This window comes from Polaromonas sp., from assembly GCF_036676035.1.
Lineage (GTDB): Bacteria > Pseudomonadota > Gammaproteobacteria > Burkholderiales > Burkholderiaceae_C > Polaromonas.
Window position 1 is genome coordinate 40,383 of record NZ_JAKFDR010000070.1, and the last position, 15,894, is coordinate 56,276.

Here is a 15,894-nt window from a genome sequence, read left to right on the forward strand (position 1 = left end):
TGTCTGAAACAGCTTTCTACTCCAAGGAAAATAATGAGCGCAATAGTTGATATCGTCGGCCGCGAAATTCTCGACAGCCGTGGCAACCCCACCGTTGAATGCGATGTGCTGCTGGAGTCCGGTGTGATGGGCCGTGCAGCCGTGCCTTCAGGCGCATCCACCGGTTCGCGCGAAGCCATCGAGCTGCGCGACGGCGACAAATCGCGCTATCTTGGCAAGGGTGTGCTCAAGGCGGTCGAACACATCAACACCGAAATCTCCGAAGCCGTGCTGGGCCTGGACGCCAGCGAGCAGGCCTTTCTGGACCGCACCCTGATCGACCTGGACGGCACCGACAACAAGTCCCGCCTGGGCGCCAACGCCACGCTGGCCGTGAGCATGGCGGTGGCGCGTGCAGCGGCTGAAGAAGCCGGCCTGCCGCTGTACCGCTACTTCGGCGGCAGCGGCGCCATGCAGATGCCCGTGCCCATGATGAACGTGGTCAATGGCGGCGCGCACGCCAACAACAACCTCGACTTGCAGGAGTTGATGATCATCCCCGTGGGCGCACCGAGCTTTCGCGAAGCCGTGCGTTACGGCGCCGAAGTGTTCCACGCCCTCAAGAAAATCCTGCACGACAAGGGCATGAGCGTGGCCGTGGGCGACGAAGGCGGCTTTGCCCCCAACGTGCCCAGCCATGAAGCGGCCATCCAGATGATTCTGGAAGCGATCGACAAGGCCGGCTTTGTGGCCGGCGAGCAAATTGCGCTGGGCCTGGACTGCGCGGCTTCCGAGTTTTACAAGGACGGCAAGTACGTGCTGTCCGGCGAAGGCCTGAGCCTGGACGCCACCGAGTGGACCAACATCCTGGCCACCTGGGTCGACAAATACCCCATCATCAGCATCGAAGACGGCATGGCCGAAGGCGACTGGGACGGCTGGAAGACGCTGACCGAGCGCCTGGGCAAGAAGGTGCAGCTGGTCGGCGACGACCTGTTCGTGACCAACACCAAGATCCTCAAGGAAGGCATTGACAAGCACATTGCCAACTCCATCCTGATCAAGATCAACCAGATCGGCACCCTGACCGAAACCTTTGCCGCCATCGAGATGGCCAAGCGGGCCGGCTACACCGCCGTCATCAGCCACCGTTCCGGCGAGACCGAAGACTCGACGATTGCCGACATTGCCGTGGGCACCAACGCGGGCCAGATCAAGACCGGCTCGCTCAGCCGCTCGGACCGCATGGCCAAGTACAACCAGCTGCTGCGCATCGAGGAAGACCTGGGCGACATCGCCACCTACCCCGGCCGCGCCGCGTTTTACAACCTGAAGTAAATGACCCCCACGCTCGTCACTGCGTGTACTTCGCTGCCCCCCGAGGGGGCCGCTGCGCCTGCGGCCCGGCCAAGCCGGTTCCGCGGCCCCTGCTGGCGGGGAGAGCCGGCGACGAAACATCACCCTCAAGCGTAGGCATGGGTTCACGCATCGTCCCTGCCATCCTGATTGCGCTGCTGGTCATCTTCCACGCGCAACTCTGGATTGGCCGGGGCAGCATTCCCAGTGTCCGCGAGATGCAGCACAAGCTGGATGAGCAGCTGACCAAAAACGCGCGGGCCCAGGTCAGCAATGACCAACTGGCGGCCGAGGTCCGCGACCTCAAGGAAGGCCTTGAAATGGTGGAAGAAAAGGCACGCGCCGAGCTGGGCATGGTCAAGCCCAACGAGATTTTTGTGCAGGTCACCCAATAAGCCGGCTCACTGCAACGCCAAAGTTGCTATTATTTTTATAGCTACTTGCGCAGTATTAACGGCGGCTACAGCCTGATTTCACTTAAGAAACGGCACACTCCCCATCTGACCATGGCGGCCCTCAAAATCGCACTGCTGGGCGCTGAAAGCACCGGCAAAACCCGGCTGGCCAGCGCCTTGGCCAAGGCGCTGACGGCCGATGGCCGTCCGGTGGTGGTGGTCACCGAATACCTGCGCGAGTGGTGCGAGCAGCATGGACGAACCCCTCAACGCGCCGAGCAGGCCGGCATCGCACAGATGCAGACCGAAAAGGTGGAGGCTGCGGCGCAAGCCGTGCCTGCCGGCCTCGTGATTGCCGACACCACCCCCTTGATGACGGCGATCTACAGCGATCACCTGTTCGGGGACGGCTCGCTGTATGAGCCGGCGCTGGCGCACCAGCACAGCTATGACCTGACCCTGCTCATGGGACTGGATGTTCCCTGGCAAGCCGATGGCCTGCAACGCGACGGCCCGCAAGCACGGGCGCCTATGGACCAGATGATCCGCGCTGCGCTGACACGGGGCGGTGTGGACTTCAAGGTGATTTACGGTCTGGGCGAAGAGCGCCTGCAGCATGCGCTCGAAGCCATCCAGGCACTCATGCCGCTGCCCGACGCCATCCAAAACCCGGCCCGGGCAGGCGCCCCGTGGGTCTGGCTGTGCGACAAATGCAGCGACCCGCAATGCGAGCATCGGCTGCTGAGCGATCTGCTGGCGCAGCGCAAGCCCTGAACTGCGCCCGCCCCGGTGGCCCCTCGGTTTAATGCACCGTTGACGCAGGGGGCAGCTGGCTGCCATGGTCCGTGAAAATATGGGCCGCATCCACCGGGTCAAAGTCGTACTGCGCGCCACAAAACTCGCAACCGACATCGATCTTGCCCTGCTCGGTCAGAATGGCTTCAATCTCGGAGACCCCCAGCCCCCGCAGCATGCTGCTGACGCGCTCGCGCGAGCAGCTGCAGGCAAAGCTGGGCGTTGCCGGCACGAAACGCGTGATTTTTTCTTCCCAGAACAGGCGGTGCAAAATGGTCTCGGCGTCCAGCGTCAGGAGCTCTTCGCGCTTGAGGGTGCCCGCCAGCAGGGCGATGCGCTTGTAATCCTCGTTGCGGCCAATTTCGTCTTCGTTGGCCTCACGCAGGGCCCGGCCTTCGAGGTTACCCTCGCCCTGGACCGGCAGGCGCTGTATCAGCAAGCCGGCCGCCACCTTGCCATCGGCCGCCAGAATCAGCTTGGTGTCCAGCTGCTCGCTTTGCAGCATGTAGTGCTCCAGCACTTCACCGAGGTTTTCAATCTTTTCACGCCGGTCGTCAAACAGCGGCACCACGCCCTGGTAAGGCTGCTGGCCCGGCAGCTTGTCCTTCGGGTCCAGCGTGATGGCGCAGCGACCCTGGTTGCCGACATTGACCAGCTGGCTCAGCGTGCTGCCCGCATCCACCGTGCCGGTGACGGTGGCGGTAGCGCGCAGGCTCAGGTCCGGCTGCACTTCGGCCACGGCCAGTTTGATCGGGCCGTCGCCAAAAATCTGCAGGATCAGGGCGCCGTTGAACTTGATGTTGCTTTGCATCAGGGCGCCGGCAGCCGTCATTTCGCCCAGCAAATGCATGACCTCGGCCGGATACCCCCCGGCCGCCTGGCGGCGCTTGAGAATCTCCTGCCAGGCATCGGTCAGGCGCACCAGCATGCCGCGCACGGGCAAGCCATCAAAAAGGAATTTATGGAGTTCGGACATTAGGCCCCCACGCTCCCCACTTCGTGTGGTTCGCTGCCCCCCGGGGGGGCGCTGCGCCTGCGGCCCGGCGAAGCCGGTTCCGCGGCCCCTGCTGGAATGGGAGCCCTGACGCCGGCTCTTCGTGTGCATTTATTGGTTTTGGTCATGGTCTGGGTAGCGCTCAGGCGATCTTCTTGAACCCGGCCTTATAGCGCCGGGCATTGCCTATATAGTGCTGCGCGTTCATTTTTAAACCCTCGATCTGCTCGGGTGAGAGCTGCCGCACGGCTTTGGCCGGACTGCCGAAAATCATAGCCCCGTCGGGAAACTCCTTGCCTTCAGTCACCAGTGAACCCGCGCCCACCAGGCAGTTTTTGCCGATTTTCGCGTGATTGAGCACCACCGCCCCGATGCCGATCAGCGAGCCGTCGCCAATGGTGCAGCCATGCAGCACGACCTGATGGCCGATCGAGACGTTGTCGCCAATCGTCAAGGGCACACCCAAGTCCGCATGCAGCACGCTCGCATCCTGAATGTTGGAGCCGCGGCCTATGCGTATGGCCTCGACGTCGCCGCGGATCACGGTGCCGAACCAGATGCTGCTGTTTTCAGCCAGCGTCACGTTGCCGATCACCTGCGCGCTGTCGGCAACCCAGGCCGACTCGTGAATGTGGGGGCTCAAATCGCCCAGTTGATAAATAGCCATCGTGCGTCCTTGCCAGCGTTGTCGGGGGTCTCTCAATGGACTTGATTGTAAAGAGGCGCCCGGCATCGCCGACAATCCGGGGATGAACGTTTTAACGCCCGGCCTGCCCGAAGCGCACCTTGAAATGCGTCACCTGGCCCTGCGGGCGCTGCAAGAGCCGGACCCTGCGCAAAAAGTGGCTCAAACCCAGGCAATATATGCGCAAGCAGCTACGCTTTTGATAGCAAATAACTTGCCTCTGGAAGCACCCGCCAACCTGCCCGGGCGCCCGCAGCGGCCCGAGCTGCGCTCGCACCTCGATGTACCCAAGCGCTCGCCCTTTACCCGCGAAGGGCTGGCCGCCCTGCTGCACGCGGTCACGCACATTGAATTCAACGCCATCAACCTCGCGCTGGATGCCGTCTGGCGCTTTGCCGGCATGCCGCGCCAGTACTACCTGGACTGGCTCCAGGTGGCCGCGGAAGAGGCCCTGCACTTCAGCCTGCTGCGCGCGCACCTGCAGGCCATGGGTTATGACTATGGCGACTTTGCGGCGCACACCGGCCTGTGGGACATGACCGATAAAACCCGCAACGACGTGCTGGCCCGCATGGCGCTGGTGCCGCGCACGCTGGAGGCTCGCGGGCTGGACGCCACGCCGCCCATGCAGGCCAAGCTGCGCAAGGTCGGCACGCCCGACGCGCTGCGCGCCGTGGCGATCCTGGACATCATTCTTCGCGATGAGATCGGCCATGTGGCCATTGGCAACCACTGGTACCGCCAGCTGTGCCACGAGCGGGGGCTGGATTACCTGGCGACCTATGCCATGCTGGCCAAGACCTATGGCGCGCCGCGCCTGCGCGGCCCGCTGAACCTGGATGCGCGCCGCGATGCCGGCTTTGACGAGGCCGAACTCGCACACCTTGGCACGTAGCCCCCACGCTTGTCACTGCGTGTACTGCGCTGCCCCCCGAGGGGGCTGTGCTTGCTTGGGGCGGCCCTTCGCTGCGCACGGGCCTCTACGCTTTTCACTTCATGTCATGCGCTGGACGTGCCCTGCGCACGTGTGGTGTTGCACGCTATTTCCGGCAAACCCGGAGCTGGCGGGTTTTCCCGCATCATGGCTTTTGTTGACCACAGGACGAAAAGACGCTCAAATCATTAAACTGTATGTAGCTTGAACAGGTCCCAGGAGTGCTTCATGATCCGGCATCTCGTCCCTGATATTGAGTCGCAAATCGTGCGCCTGCCCGGCCCGGTCGCCCTGCAGCTGCCCGAGGGCCAGGTGCTGGGCCCCGCCGATGCCCGGGTGAAGCTGTCGTTTTCAAAATGGTCCAGCCTGGCCCGGCTCAAAGCCGGCCAGATCGGCGCGCTGGGCGAGGAATTTGTCGAAGGCAGGCTCAGGCTGGATGGCCGCATGCGCGATGTGATGGCCGTCGTCGCCGCCCTGCTGCGCGGCAACCCGGTCGACAGCAACGCCAGCTGGTGGGCCGGCCTGCTGCACCGGGCCCGCTCCCTGGCAGCGCATACACCGGCCAAAGACGCCGCACAAGTGCAGTTCCACTACGACGTGTCGGACGACTTTTACGCCCTGTGGCTTGATCCGCGCCGGGTTTATTCCTGCGCTTACTACCAAGACCCCGCCATGACGCTGGCGCAGGCGCAGGAGGCCAAGCTGGACCATATCTGCCGCAAGCTGATGCTGGTGCCCGGCGAGCGCTTTCTGGACATTGGCGCGGGCTGGGGCGCCCTGCTGCTGTGGGCGGCCGAGCACTATGGCGTGGACGCCACCGGCATCACGCTGTCGAAAAACCAGCATGCCTACGTGCAGCAGCTGATTGAGCAAAAAGGCCTGAGCCGGCGCGTGCGCATCGAATTGCGGGACTACCGCGAGATGGATGAAGACCGGCCTTTCGACAAAATATCATCGGTCGGCATGTTTGAGCATGTGGGGCAGGCCAACATGGGCGCCTACTTTGACAAAATCATGCGGCTGCTCAAGCCGGGCGGCCTGGTCATGAACCACGGCATTACCGCGGGCGGGCTGGACAACCGGCAGCTCGGCGCCGGCATGGGCGATTTCATTGAGAAATACATCTTCCCGGGCGGCGAACTGCTGCACGCCAGCGCCGTACTCGAGCACATGGCGCGCTCAGGGCTGGAAATGGTGGACGCCGAAAACCTGCGCCCGCATTACGCACGCACGCTGTGGGCCTGGTCGGACGCGCTGGAGGCGCGGCTGGATGAAGCGCTCAAGGTGCTGTCCATGAGCGGCGACACCGAGCGCGCCGAAAAAATCCTGCGGGCCTACCGGCTCTACCTGGCGGGCAGCGCCACCGGCTTTGAGCAGGGCTGGATTTCCCTGCACCAACTGCTGGCGACCCGGCCCTCGGGCTACGCGCCCGATGAACCCGTCAAGGGTGCGCAATCGGCCTACCCCTTTAACCGCCACTACATGTACCGCTGAACCCATCAGCCACGCGGATGATGTTGCGCATGCAGCACCTTCAGGCGCTCGCGGGCCACGTGGGTATAAATCGTGGTGGTGGAAATGTCGGCATGGCCCAGCAGCATCTGCACCGCACGCAGATCAGCGCCGTGGTTGAGCAGGTGGGTGGCGAAGGCATGGCGCAGGGTGTGGGGTGACAGCGGCGAGGTAATGCCGGCCGTCCCGGCGTACTTTTTCACCAGCATCCAGAACATCACGCGGCTCATGCCGTGGCCGCGGCTGGTCACAAACAGGTCGTCGCTCTGTTGCCCGGCCAGGATGGCCGGCCGGGCCTCGGCCAGGTAGCGGCCTATCCATTCGCGGGCGACCTGGCCAAAAGGCACCAGCCGCTCCTTGCTGCCCTTGCCCATCACACGCAGCACCCCTTCGTTGAATCCCACATGGAATGTTTTAAGCCCGACCAGCTCGCTCACGCGCAAGCCGCTGGCGTACAGCAGCTCGAGCATGGCGCGGTCACGCAGACCCAGCGCCGTGTCTTCGCTGGGTGCGGCCAGCAGGGACTCGACCTGTGACTCCGACATGGTCTTGGGCACGCGCAGCGCCTGCCTGGCTGATTGCAGTTTCAGGGTCGGGTCCGCGCTGACAAGGCGCTCGCGCAGCGCCCAGCGAAAATAGCGCTTGAACACGGTCAGCCGTCGGTTGGCCGAGGTGGCCTTGGTGCTGGCGTGTTTGAGGGAGAAATAAGCATTGAGGTCGCTCTCAGCGCTGTCATCGAGCCGGCGTCCCTGCGTGCCGGCCCAGCTGGCATACAGCGACAAGTCGCGCCGGTAGGCGGCCAGCGTGTTTTGCGACAAACCGTCTTCCAGCCACAGGGCGTCGATAAAGGCGTCAATGCTGGACTGGCTCTCGGTTTTCATGGCATGGACGATACCAAAAAAGACGCCCAGAAAAATGCCCCGCAAAACACGTGGTCTGCGGGGCAGTTGAACAAAGCGGTTTAAGGCCCGGCGCCTGGGTGATCAGTCTAGTTTGAGCTTGGCCGAATCAACCACCTTTTTGTAAATCTCGTACTCGGCCTTGATCTGCGCGCCAAACTGCTCCGGCGTGTTGCCGACGATCAGTGAACCGGTGTCCTCAATGCGCTTGCGCACAGCCGGGTCCTGCAGCGCCTTCAACGTCGCGACACTGACCTTGTCAACCACTTCTTTCGGCAGACCCTTGGGCCCCAGAATGCCGTAATAAGCCATGCGGTTCACCGGCTCCAGGCCCAGCTCCTTGAACGTGGGCACATCAGGCAGCACCGCCAGACGCTGCGGCGCAGCGACGACGAGGGGAATCAGGCGTTTTTGCTGGATGAAAGGCAGCGCCGAGGGAATGTTGTCAAAAATCATGGGCACCTGGCCGGCCACCGTGTCGTTCAGCGCCGGGCCCGCGCCACGGTAGGGAATGTGGGTGATGAAGACGCCCGACAAGCTTTTATACAACTCCATCTGCAGGTGGCCGATGCCGCCCGTGCCCGACGAAGCGTAGGAGTACTTGCCGGGGTTCTTTTTGATTTCGGCGATGAACTCTTTGTAGTTCCTGGCCGGGAAACTGGGATGCACCGCAATGAGGTTAGGCGTGGCTGCAATGTTGATGATGGGCGTGAAGTCCGTCAGCGGGTTGTACGGAATCTTCGGATTGATGGCCGGGTTGGCCGCCGTGGTGGAGACGGTCGCCATGCCCAGCGAGTAGCCATCGGGTACCGCGCGGGCCGTTTCGGTCGCACCAATCACGCCGCCGCCGCCGGCCTTGTTTTCAACCACCACGGTCTGCCCAAGGGCTTTGCCCAATGGTTCGGAAATGACACGGGCCACGATGTCAGTGGTGCCGCCTGGCGCAAACGGCACCTGCAGCTTGACGACCTTGTTGGGGTAAGCCTGGGCAAACGCAGAACCTGCCGCAGCAGTAGCCAGCGTCAGGGCAGAAAGGGTAAGCAGATAACGACGTTGCATGGTGAATCCTTCGATAAACAATAGTCGATATCCTAAACGCAAGACCCGCGCCTGCCGTTGTGGATTACGCATAAGGGCAAACCCGGGGAGCCCCGCGCTTTGCGGTTATTCTTGCGCGGTGAACTACGCCCAACTCCTCTTTCCCGACTTCTCGCTCATTTTCTGTGGTTACCTGGTCTGCCGCTACACCGCCCTGAACCGCACGGTTTGGGAGCAGGTGGAAAGCCTGGTTTATTACCTTTTGTTCCCGGTCCTGCTGTTCCACTCCATCGTCAAAAGCCCGCTGGACCTGGGCGCCGCGTCCAGCCTGATTGCCGCCGGACTGTCCATGGGCGTCATTGGCATTGCCCTGGCCTACTCGCTGCCGCACCTGCCCTGGCTGCGCACCCACATTGATGCGCGCGAGCACGCCGCCAGTGCGCAAGTGGCTTTTCGCTTCAACTCCTTCATCGCCCTGGCGCTGGCGGATCGGCTGGCCGGCGCCGAGGGCCTGCAGCTGATCGCCGTGCTGATCGGGGTGTGCGTGCCACTGTTCAATATCGGTGCGGTCTGGCCCATGGCCCGGCACGCCAAGCGCGGCTTGATGCGCGAGCTGGTGCGCAACCCCCTCATCATGGCCACCGCCACCGGTCTGGTCGCCAACCTGCTGGGCTTTGCCATGCCGGTCTGGCTGGAACCCACCGTCACCCGCATAGGCGCGGCCTCGCTGGCCCTGGGCCTGATGGCGGCCGGCGCCGGCATGCAATTTGGCACCCTGGCCCGGGCCAAAACCCTGGCGGTTGCCATCCTGTCCATCCGGCATCTGATATTGCCGCTCGTGGCGCTGGGTCTGTCCAAAGCGTTTGGCCTGTCGTCCGTGCAGACCACGGTGCTGCTGGCCTTCTCGGCCCTGCCTACCGCGTCAAGCGCCTATGTGCTCGCTGCGCGCATGGGCTACAACGGGCCGTACGTGGCCGGGCTGGTGACGCTATCGACGCTGCTGGGGGTGGTCAGTTTGTCGTTTGCGTTGGGGGTGTTGCGCTAAAGCTGGCGACAGCCCTTGCTGGATGTGCGTAGGCAGCTATTTACCAGCAGTCCGTAACGAAGGCGACGCCACCCATGCTGTCATTCTGAGCAACGCGAAGAATCTTGCCGGTATACCGAGATCCTTCGCTGCGCTCAGGATGACAAAGTATGTGCATTACTTTCGGACTGCTGAGTAATTTGTAGCGAAATTCTTCACCACCAAGCCCGCCCCGAAAGGCTCGCATTCAACAATAGCTATCAATTCGATAGCTGTTAGCGCTCATTCAGCATGGGCCAAGGTCCTATTTCACTGCGAAAGCGCCCACGCCACATGCTCCCGAACCACTTCGCTGGGATGATCCGCCCGCGCCTGCAAGGCCCGGCGTATTTCATCATTGGCACCTGCTGCGTGCAAAGCATTTCCCATGGCCACCGCAATGTTGCGCAGCCAGCGCTCATGGCCAATCCGGCGTATGGCGCTGCCTTCGGTGTAGCGCAAAAACTCTTCTTCGGTCCAGGCAAACAGTGTCACCAACTGCTGGCCACTCAAGCCCTGGCGCTCGTCAAAGTCGGGCAAAGCACTGCGCTGGGCAAACTTGTTCCAGGGGCAGATGAGCTGGCAATCGTCGCAGCCGTAGATGCGGTTGCCGATCAGCGGGCGCAGCTCCAGCGGAATCGGCCCGGCATGTTCAATCGTCAGGTAAGAAATGCAACGCCGTGCGTCGAGTTTGTACGGCGCGATGATGGCCCGGGTGGGGCAGATGTCAATGCAGGCGCTGCAGCTGCCGCAGTGCGGCGTGACCGGCTCGCTGGGCGGCAGGGCAATGTCGACATAAATTTCACCGAGAAAAAACATGGAACCGGCTTCGCGGTTAAGCAGCAGCGTGTGCTTGCCGCGCCAGCCCTGCCCGCTTCTAGCCGCCAGCTCGGCTTCCAGCACGGGCGCAGAGTCGGTAAAAACGCGGTGCCCCAGCTTCTCGACATGTTCCTCAATCCGTTCGCTGAGTTTTTGCAGTCTTGAACGCATGATCTTGTGGTAGTCACGCCCCCGCGCATAGACCGACACGACGCCTTCGGTCGGGCGCTGCAGGCGGCTGAACTCCATGGACTGCCATTCACCAGGCTTGACGGGTGTGGACGACGGCAGGTAGTCCATGCGCGCCGTGATCACGCTGACCGTGCCAGGAATCAGCTCGGCCGGGCGGGCCCGCTTGAGCCCGTGCGCAGCCATGTAATGCATGTCACCATGAAAGCCCGCGGCCAGCCAGGCCGATAATCCAGGTTCGGCGGACGACAAATCAACGCCCGCAATGCCAATTTGCGAAAATCCAAGCTCGCGCGCCCAAGTTTGAATTTGACTTACAAATTGATGATTGAATTGATGACTGTTCAGGACCACCCGTTCATTGTAAAAACTATCGTCTGGCAGGGCGAGGCCCAGACTCAGGCCTTTGCGCAAACACTGGTGCGCCAGATGACCACGGGCAATGCGCTGATTGAACTCCAGGGTGATCTGGGCGCCGGTAAAACCACCCTGGTGCGGCATGTGCTGCGGGCGCTGGGGGTGCAAGGACGCATCAAAAGCCCTACTTATGCCGTGGTCGAACCCTACACCGTGACATGGGTGGCGTCCTCACTGAACATATGGCACTTTGATTTCTACCGCTTCAACGATCCGCGCGAGTGGGAAGAAGCCGGCTTTCGCGACATCTTTGCCAGCCCCGGCCTCAAGCTGGTCGAGTGGCCGGAAAAAGCCGGTGCGCACCTGCCGCTGCCCGACCTGCTGGTGCATCTCGAAGTCCTGCCGGACGAGTCACGCAGCGTCACCCTGACCGCCCGCTCTGCCGCTGGCGCGGAATTGATTGCATGACAAAAAAACCGCCAACACGCGCCGCCCCACATGTCAGCCGCCGCCAGGCCTTGCAGCTGGGCAGTGTGGTGTTGCTGCTGGGGGTGCAGCACATCGCGCGCGGCGCCACCATCCTGGCTGTGCGGGTCTGGCCGTCCAAAGACTACACCCGGGTCACGATCGAATCCGACAGTGAAATCAAGGCCAGGCAGCTGTTTATCCCGGAGCCGCCGCGGCTGGCGGTGGATATTGAAGGCCTGGACCTGATTCCGGCCCTGCGCGAGCTGGTGGCCAAGGTCAAATCGGACGACCCCAATATTTCCGGCATCCGTGTGGGCCAAAACGCGCCCGGCGTAGTGCGGCTGGTGATCGATTTGAAGCAGCCCATCTTGCCCCAGGTGTTCAGCCTGCCGCCGGTTGCAGCCTATCAGCACCGTCTGGTGTTTGACCTGTACCCCACCCAGGTGGCCGATCCGCTGGAAGCCCTGATCGCCGAGCGGCTCAAGGACAGCCAGGCAAACAGCAGCACCGCACCGCCGCCTGCCAGCGATCCGCTGGGTGAGCTGATGGCCCGTCAGTCCAGCAAACCGCCCCCTTCAGGCAGCAAGGGCGCGGGCGACAAGCCACCTGCTGCCAGCCCCCAGGCGCCCGCCCATGAGCAGCCTGTTGCGGGGGGCGCTACCGTCAACGGCAAAACCGACCGCCTCATCATCGTGGCGCTGGACCCGGGCCACGGCGGCGAAGACCCCGGCGCGGTGGGCCCCGGCGGCACGCGCGAGAAAGACGTAGTGCTGCAAATTGCGCACCGCCTGCGCGAACGCATCAACGCGCAGCCCAATATGCGCGCCTACCTGACGCGCGATGCCGACTTCTTTGTGCCGCTGCACGTCCGCGTGCAAAAGGCCCGCCGCGTGCAGGCCGACCTGTTCATCAGCATTCATGCCGACGCCTTTTTCACGGCCCGGCCGCAAGGGGCCAGCGTCTTTGCCCTGAGCGAAAAAGGCGCTTCCAGCAGTGCCGCGCGCTGGATCGCCAACAAGGAAAACTCGGCCGATCTGGTCGGCGGCATCAACGCCAAGGCCAAAGATGCCCAGGTGCAGCGCGCCCTGCTCGACATGAGCACCACCGCCCAAATCAACGACAGCCTGAAGCTGGGCAGCGCCATGCTGGGCGAGATTGGCAACGTGGGCAAGCTGCACAAGCCCCGGGTCGAGCAAGCCGGTTTTGCCGTGCTGAAGGCGCCCGACATTCCCAGCGTGCTGGTAGAGACCGCCTTTATCAGCAACCCGGACGAAGAAGCCAGGCTGCGCAGCGATGAATACCAGGTGCAGCTGGCCGATGCCCTGATGCGCGGCATCGGCCGCTACTTTGCCAAGAACCCGCCACTGGCCCGCAACCGGGCGCTCTGAACCGGCAACCGGCGCAGCCAGCCGACAGCCGGCGTCGGCCTTTTCCTACAAGCCAGGGCCTTGCTTGTGTCTACAGTGAAGTTACAGGCAGCGAACAAAACCTCACAAAACCATGTAGCGCCTGTAACTTTGGTAAAAGGTGGACAACATGACAACGAAACTCCTGATGGCCGCAGCGGCAGCTGCACTGATCGCCATGACGGGCTGTGCCTCCAACCCCAGCAGTCAGCAGATCGGCACGGCTACGGGTGCCGTGCTCGGCGGTGTAGCCGGCCACGCGATAGGCGGCGGCACGCTGGGTACCGTCGGCGGTGCCGCAGCGGGCGCCCTGATCGGTAATGAATTGGGCAGACGCCAGGACAGCCGCAGGTAAACCGGCGGCCCCGACTCCGGCGATCCCTGCCCGACAGCTTCGAGGAGGCTAGATCCAATGCTGTTCAGTTAGCCCCGTTCGCCCTGAGCTTGTCGAAGGGCCTGCGCGATCGGCACCAAGGCTTCGACAAGCTCAGCCCGAACGGCTCTTTGCTTAACCGAACGGTATTGAAGCCAGATCGGGTAAATCAGTGAGTTGAGAATCATCTCACTGTCGTAGATACACAGGCGACTCCTGAACTTCAGGACGTCGCCTGTTTTCATGATCTCGTCGATATAGCGCCCGACGTTGTAAACCTCGCTGACGCTACCGGGCTTGGTGCGAAAAACCGCGTAATTGGCTTGCACCTTGATCACTCCACCCTCTTCCGACAAGACCTGCACCGGGCTCGCCCCAATATGCTTACATATTAATTTTGGATAACCACGGGGATAGCACCCCCAGCGGACGGGTCTCAGCCAAACACGCAGGGCACCTGTTCGACCCTGGCCTGCACTTCTGCCCGTGTCGGTGGAACACAACCGCGGCGCATGACGCACAGGCTGGCGCTGGCCACGGCATGAGCCAGTAGCCTGCGGCCTGCCGCGTCGTCCAGCGGCGCCAGAACATCGCCTGCGCCGCTCGCACTCTCTTCGCGCGTCAGCAAGGCCGCCATGAAGCCGGCCAGAAAGCAATCGCCGGCGCCCACTGTGTCGACCACTTCCAGGGGCTGGGATTCTCGGGCCCGCCAGCTCTGGCCGTCGCGCGTCAACAGGCAGGCGCCCTGCCCGCCCAGGGTCAGGACCAGCAGGCGCGCCGTGGTCGCCTTCAGCAGGTGCTGCGCCTGCGCCAGCGCGTGGCCACCGGGCGTTCCAAGAATGGTCAGATCTTCATCGCTGACCTTGACCACGTCGGCGCTCTGCAGCGCAGCGTGCACATTGCGCCGATACGCGTCCAGATCCGGCATGACCGACGGGCGCAGGTTGGCGTCCACCACCACGACGGCGCCGGCCTCGCGCTGGGCCCGCAGCCAGGGCAGGTAATGCGCGGCATCTTCGGGCGCCAGGGCCAGCGCGCCCGTGCACACCATGGCCAGCGCAGGTTCACGTTGACACGACTGGATCAGGCTTTGCGCCGTCACCGCGCGATCCGCCACGCCCTGCCGATAAAAGGCGTAGTCAGGGTGGCCGGTGTCGTCCAGTCCCACCACCGCCAGCGAAGTGCTTTGCGCCACCGGCTGCGCTCGCGCCAGTTGCACACCATCGCTGACCAGCGCAGCGGCCAGTTGGCGACCGAAGCGATCGCTCGACAAAGGGTTGAGGTACAGGGTGCCGATGCCTTGTCTTGCCAGCGCACGCGTCAGATTGAAAACCGCACCGCCAAGGCAGGGCTCATACCGTCCGTCGCGTTGGACGATCAGGTCGATCAGCGCTTCACCAGCTGTCGCAACGCGCATCACCCTCTCAGGGTTTTCCATAATCTCAGGGTTATCCATAATTAAAACAACTTGATTTAATAACTCCACCGCAACTATAGTTCACCCACGCCCATAGGTAATGGGTGCTTTCCCGGGGGCCCCAGCACCCTGACCATTGATTCAACAAGGAGACAATTCACATGAAGAAAACCACCACCTTCCTGGCGCTGTCAAGCCTCGCACTGGCCGCAGCATCAGCCTTCGCTGCCGGCGAACCCGTGATCGGCCTGATCACCAAAACCGAGACCAACCCCTTCTTCGTGAAGATGAAGGAAGGCGCGCAGACGGAGGCCAAAAAACTTGGCGCCAAGCTGCTGACCGGTGCCGGCAAGACCGATGGCGACAACGCGGGCCAGATCACCGCCATGGAAAACATGATTGCCGGTGGCGCCAAGACCATCCTGATCACTCCGAGCGATTCCAAGGCCATCGTGCCGGCCATCAAGAAGGCCCAGGAAAAAGGCGTGATGGTGATTGCACTGGACAGCCCGGCCGACCCGGCCAACGCCACCGACGCCCTGTTCGCCACCGACAACTACAAGGCCGGCGTGCTGATTGGCCAGTATGCCAAGGCCGCCCTGGGTGGCAAGAAGCCCGTGATCGCCACGCTGGACCTTTTCCCCGGCCACCCGGTGGGCGCCCAGCGCCACAACGGCTTCCTGCAAGGCTATGGCCTGCAGTCGTTTGACGCCAAGAACAACGAGCTGGCCAAACCGGCCGAAGTGGTCTGCATGGCCGACAGCTACGGCGACCGCGCCAAGGGCCAGACCGGCATGGAGAACTGCCTGCAGAAGAACCCCGACATCAACCTGGTCTACACCATCAATGAACCTGCCGCAGCCGGTGCCTACAACGCGCTGAAGGCCGCCGGCAAGGAAAAAGGCGTGGTGATCGTGTCCGTGGACGGCGGCTGCGCCGGTGTCAAGGACGTGGGCGCCGGCGTGATCGCCGCCACCTCGCAGCAGTACCCGCTCAAGATGGCTTCCATGGGCGTGGCCGCCGGCGTCGAGTACGCCAAGACCGGCAAAAAGGTCAGCGGCTACACCGACACCGGCGTGACCCTGATCGCCGCCAAGGCCCAGAAGGGCGTGGACAGCAAGGACGTCAAGACCGGCACCGACCTGTGCTGGGGCACCAAGTAAGCGCGTGAGCGCCGCGGCGACCATCGGGGCGCTGCCCGCGCCCGGGTTGCCG

At 63.0% G+C, this 15,894-nt stretch carries 17 protein-coding genes; 10 read left to right on the top strand and 7 right to left on the bottom strand.

The window, feature by feature from the left end:
• Positions 1-33 precede the first annotated feature (33 nt).
• The 3 genes from eno (at position 34) to V6M61_RS11740 (ending at position 2,504) form a co-directional block, all read left to right on the top strand.
• On the top strand, positions 34-1,317 hold the full coding sequence (gene eno, locus V6M61_RS11730) for a phosphopyruvate hydratase (RefSeq protein WP_332776753.1): 1,284 nt from the start codon (positions 34-36) through the stop codon (positions 1,315-1,317).
• A 137-nt stretch (positions 1,318-1,454) separates the two neighbouring features.
• On the top strand, positions 1,455-1,730 hold the full coding sequence (locus V6M61_RS11735) for a septum formation initiator family protein (RefSeq protein ID WP_332776754.1): 276 nt from the start codon (positions 1,455-1,457) through the stop codon (positions 1,728-1,730).
• A 111-nt stretch (positions 1,731-1,841) separates the two neighbouring features.
• Complete coding sequence (locus V6M61_RS11740; RefSeq protein WP_332776755.1) at positions 1,842-2,504, top strand: ATP-binding protein; 663 nt, start codon at positions 1,842-1,844, stop codon at positions 2,502-2,504.
• Between the two features lie 28 nt (positions 2,505-2,532).
• On the opposite strand, the gene hslO is transcribed toward V6M61_RS11740, so the two are convergent.
• Positions 2,533-3,501: an Hsp33 family molecular chaperone HslO gene (gene hslO, locus V6M61_RS11745; RefSeq protein ID WP_332776756.1), complete on the bottom strand. Its 969-nt coding sequence runs from the start codon at positions 3,499-3,501 to the stop codon at positions 2,533-2,535.
• A gap of 160 nt (positions 3,502-3,661) precedes the next feature.
• Positions 3,662-4,186: a gamma carbonic anhydrase family protein gene (locus tag V6M61_RS11750; protein WP_332776757.1), complete on the bottom strand. Its 525-nt coding sequence runs from the start codon at positions 4,184-4,186 to the stop codon at positions 3,662-3,664.
• Positions 4,187-4,268: 82 nt separating this feature from the next.
• Here V6M61_RS11750 and V6M61_RS11755 point away from each other — a divergent pair, with 82 nt between their 5' ends.
• Together V6M61_RS11755 and V6M61_RS11760 are read left to right on the top strand one after the other, a co-directional pair.
• A complete protein-coding gene (locus tag V6M61_RS11755; protein WP_332776758.1) occupies positions 4,269-5,099 on the top strand; it encodes a ferritin-like domain-containing protein in 831 nt (276 codons plus the stop codon).
• Between the two features lie 267 nt (positions 5,100-5,366).
• Positions 5,367-6,632, top strand: a complete 1,266-nt coding sequence (locus V6M61_RS11760; protein ID WP_332776759.1) for a class I SAM-dependent methyltransferase — start codon at positions 5,367-5,369, stop codon at positions 6,630-6,632.
• 5 nt (positions 6,633-6,637) lie between these two features.
• Here V6M61_RS11760 and xerD read toward each other — a convergent pair whose 3' ends face one another.
• Together xerD and V6M61_RS11770 are read right to left on the bottom strand one after the other, a co-directional pair.
• The gene (gene xerD / locus V6M61_RS11765) at positions 6,638-7,531 is read right to left on the bottom strand and encodes a site-specific tyrosine recombinase XerD (protein ID WP_332776760.1); all 894 of its coding nucleotides are present in this window, start codon (positions 7,529-7,531) and stop codon (positions 6,638-6,640) included.
• 102 nt (positions 7,532-7,633) lie between these two features.
• The gene (locus V6M61_RS11770) at positions 7,634-8,608 is read right to left on the bottom strand and encodes a tripartite tricarboxylate transporter substrate binding protein BugE (RefSeq protein WP_332776761.1); all 975 of its coding nucleotides are present in this window, start codon (positions 8,606-8,608) and stop codon (positions 7,634-7,636) included.
• A 118-nt stretch (positions 8,609-8,726) separates the two neighbouring features.
• On the opposite strand from V6M61_RS11770, the gene V6M61_RS11775 reads away from it, so the two are divergent.
• Positions 8,727-9,632, top strand: coding sequence for an AEC family transporter (locus V6M61_RS11775; protein ID WP_332776762.1), 906 nt, complete (start codon positions 8,727-8,729; stop codon positions 9,630-9,632).
• A gap of 288 nt (positions 9,633-9,920) precedes the next feature.
• Here the strand turns inward: V6M61_RS11775 and queG are convergent, their stop codons facing one another.
• Complete coding sequence (gene queG, locus V6M61_RS11780) at positions 9,921-10,967, bottom strand: tRNA epoxyqueuosine(34) reductase QueG (RefSeq protein WP_332776795.1); 1,047 nt, start codon at positions 10,965-10,967, stop codon at positions 9,921-9,923.
• Between the two features lie 27 nt (positions 10,968-10,994).
• On the opposite strand from queG, the gene tsaE reads away from it, so the two are divergent.
• From tsaE to V6M61_RS11795, 3 genes are all read left to right on the top strand, one after another.
• Positions 10,995-11,483 carry a tRNA (adenosine(37)-N6)-threonylcarbamoyltransferase complex ATPase subunit type 1 TsaE gene (tsaE, locus tag V6M61_RS11785; protein ID WP_332776763.1) on the top strand — a complete coding sequence of 163 codons (489 nt, stop codon included), beginning with the start codon at positions 10,995-10,997 and terminating at the stop codon, positions 11,481-11,483.
• On the top strand, positions 11,480-12,871 hold the full coding sequence (locus V6M61_RS11790) for an N-acetylmuramoyl-L-alanine amidase (protein ID WP_332776764.1): 1,392 nt from the start codon (positions 11,480-11,482) through the stop codon (positions 12,869-12,871). Before tsaE ends, V6M61_RS11790 begins: the two co-directional genes overlap by 4 nt.
• Positions 12,872-13,019: 148 nt before the next feature.
• The gene (locus tag V6M61_RS11795) at positions 13,020-13,244 is read left to right on the top strand and encodes a glycine zipper 2TM domain-containing protein (protein WP_332776765.1); all 225 of its coding nucleotides are present in this window, start codon (positions 13,020-13,022) and stop codon (positions 13,242-13,244) included.
• 68 nt (positions 13,245-13,312) lie between these two features.
• Here V6M61_RS11795 and V6M61_RS11800 read toward each other — a convergent pair whose 3' ends face one another.
• Complete coding sequence (locus V6M61_RS11800) at positions 13,313-13,600, bottom strand: hypothetical protein (RefSeq protein ID WP_332776766.1); 288 nt, start codon at positions 13,598-13,600, stop codon at positions 13,313-13,315.
• Between the two features lie 98 nt (positions 13,601-13,698).
• Positions 13,699-14,679 carry a PfkB family carbohydrate kinase gene (locus tag V6M61_RS11805; RefSeq protein ID WP_332776767.1) on the bottom strand — a complete coding sequence of 327 codons (981 nt, stop codon included), beginning with the start codon at positions 14,677-14,679 and terminating at the stop codon, positions 13,699-13,701.
• Positions 14,680-14,840: 161 nt separating this feature from the next.
• Between V6M61_RS11805 and V6M61_RS11810 the strand changes: the two genes are divergently transcribed.
• Positions 14,841-15,842 carry a sugar ABC transporter substrate-binding protein gene (locus V6M61_RS11810; protein WP_332776768.1) on the top strand — a complete coding sequence of 334 codons (1,002 nt, stop codon included), beginning with the start codon at positions 14,841-14,843 and terminating at the stop codon, positions 15,840-15,842.
• The last annotated feature ends 52 nt before the right edge of the window (positions 15,843-15,894 follow it).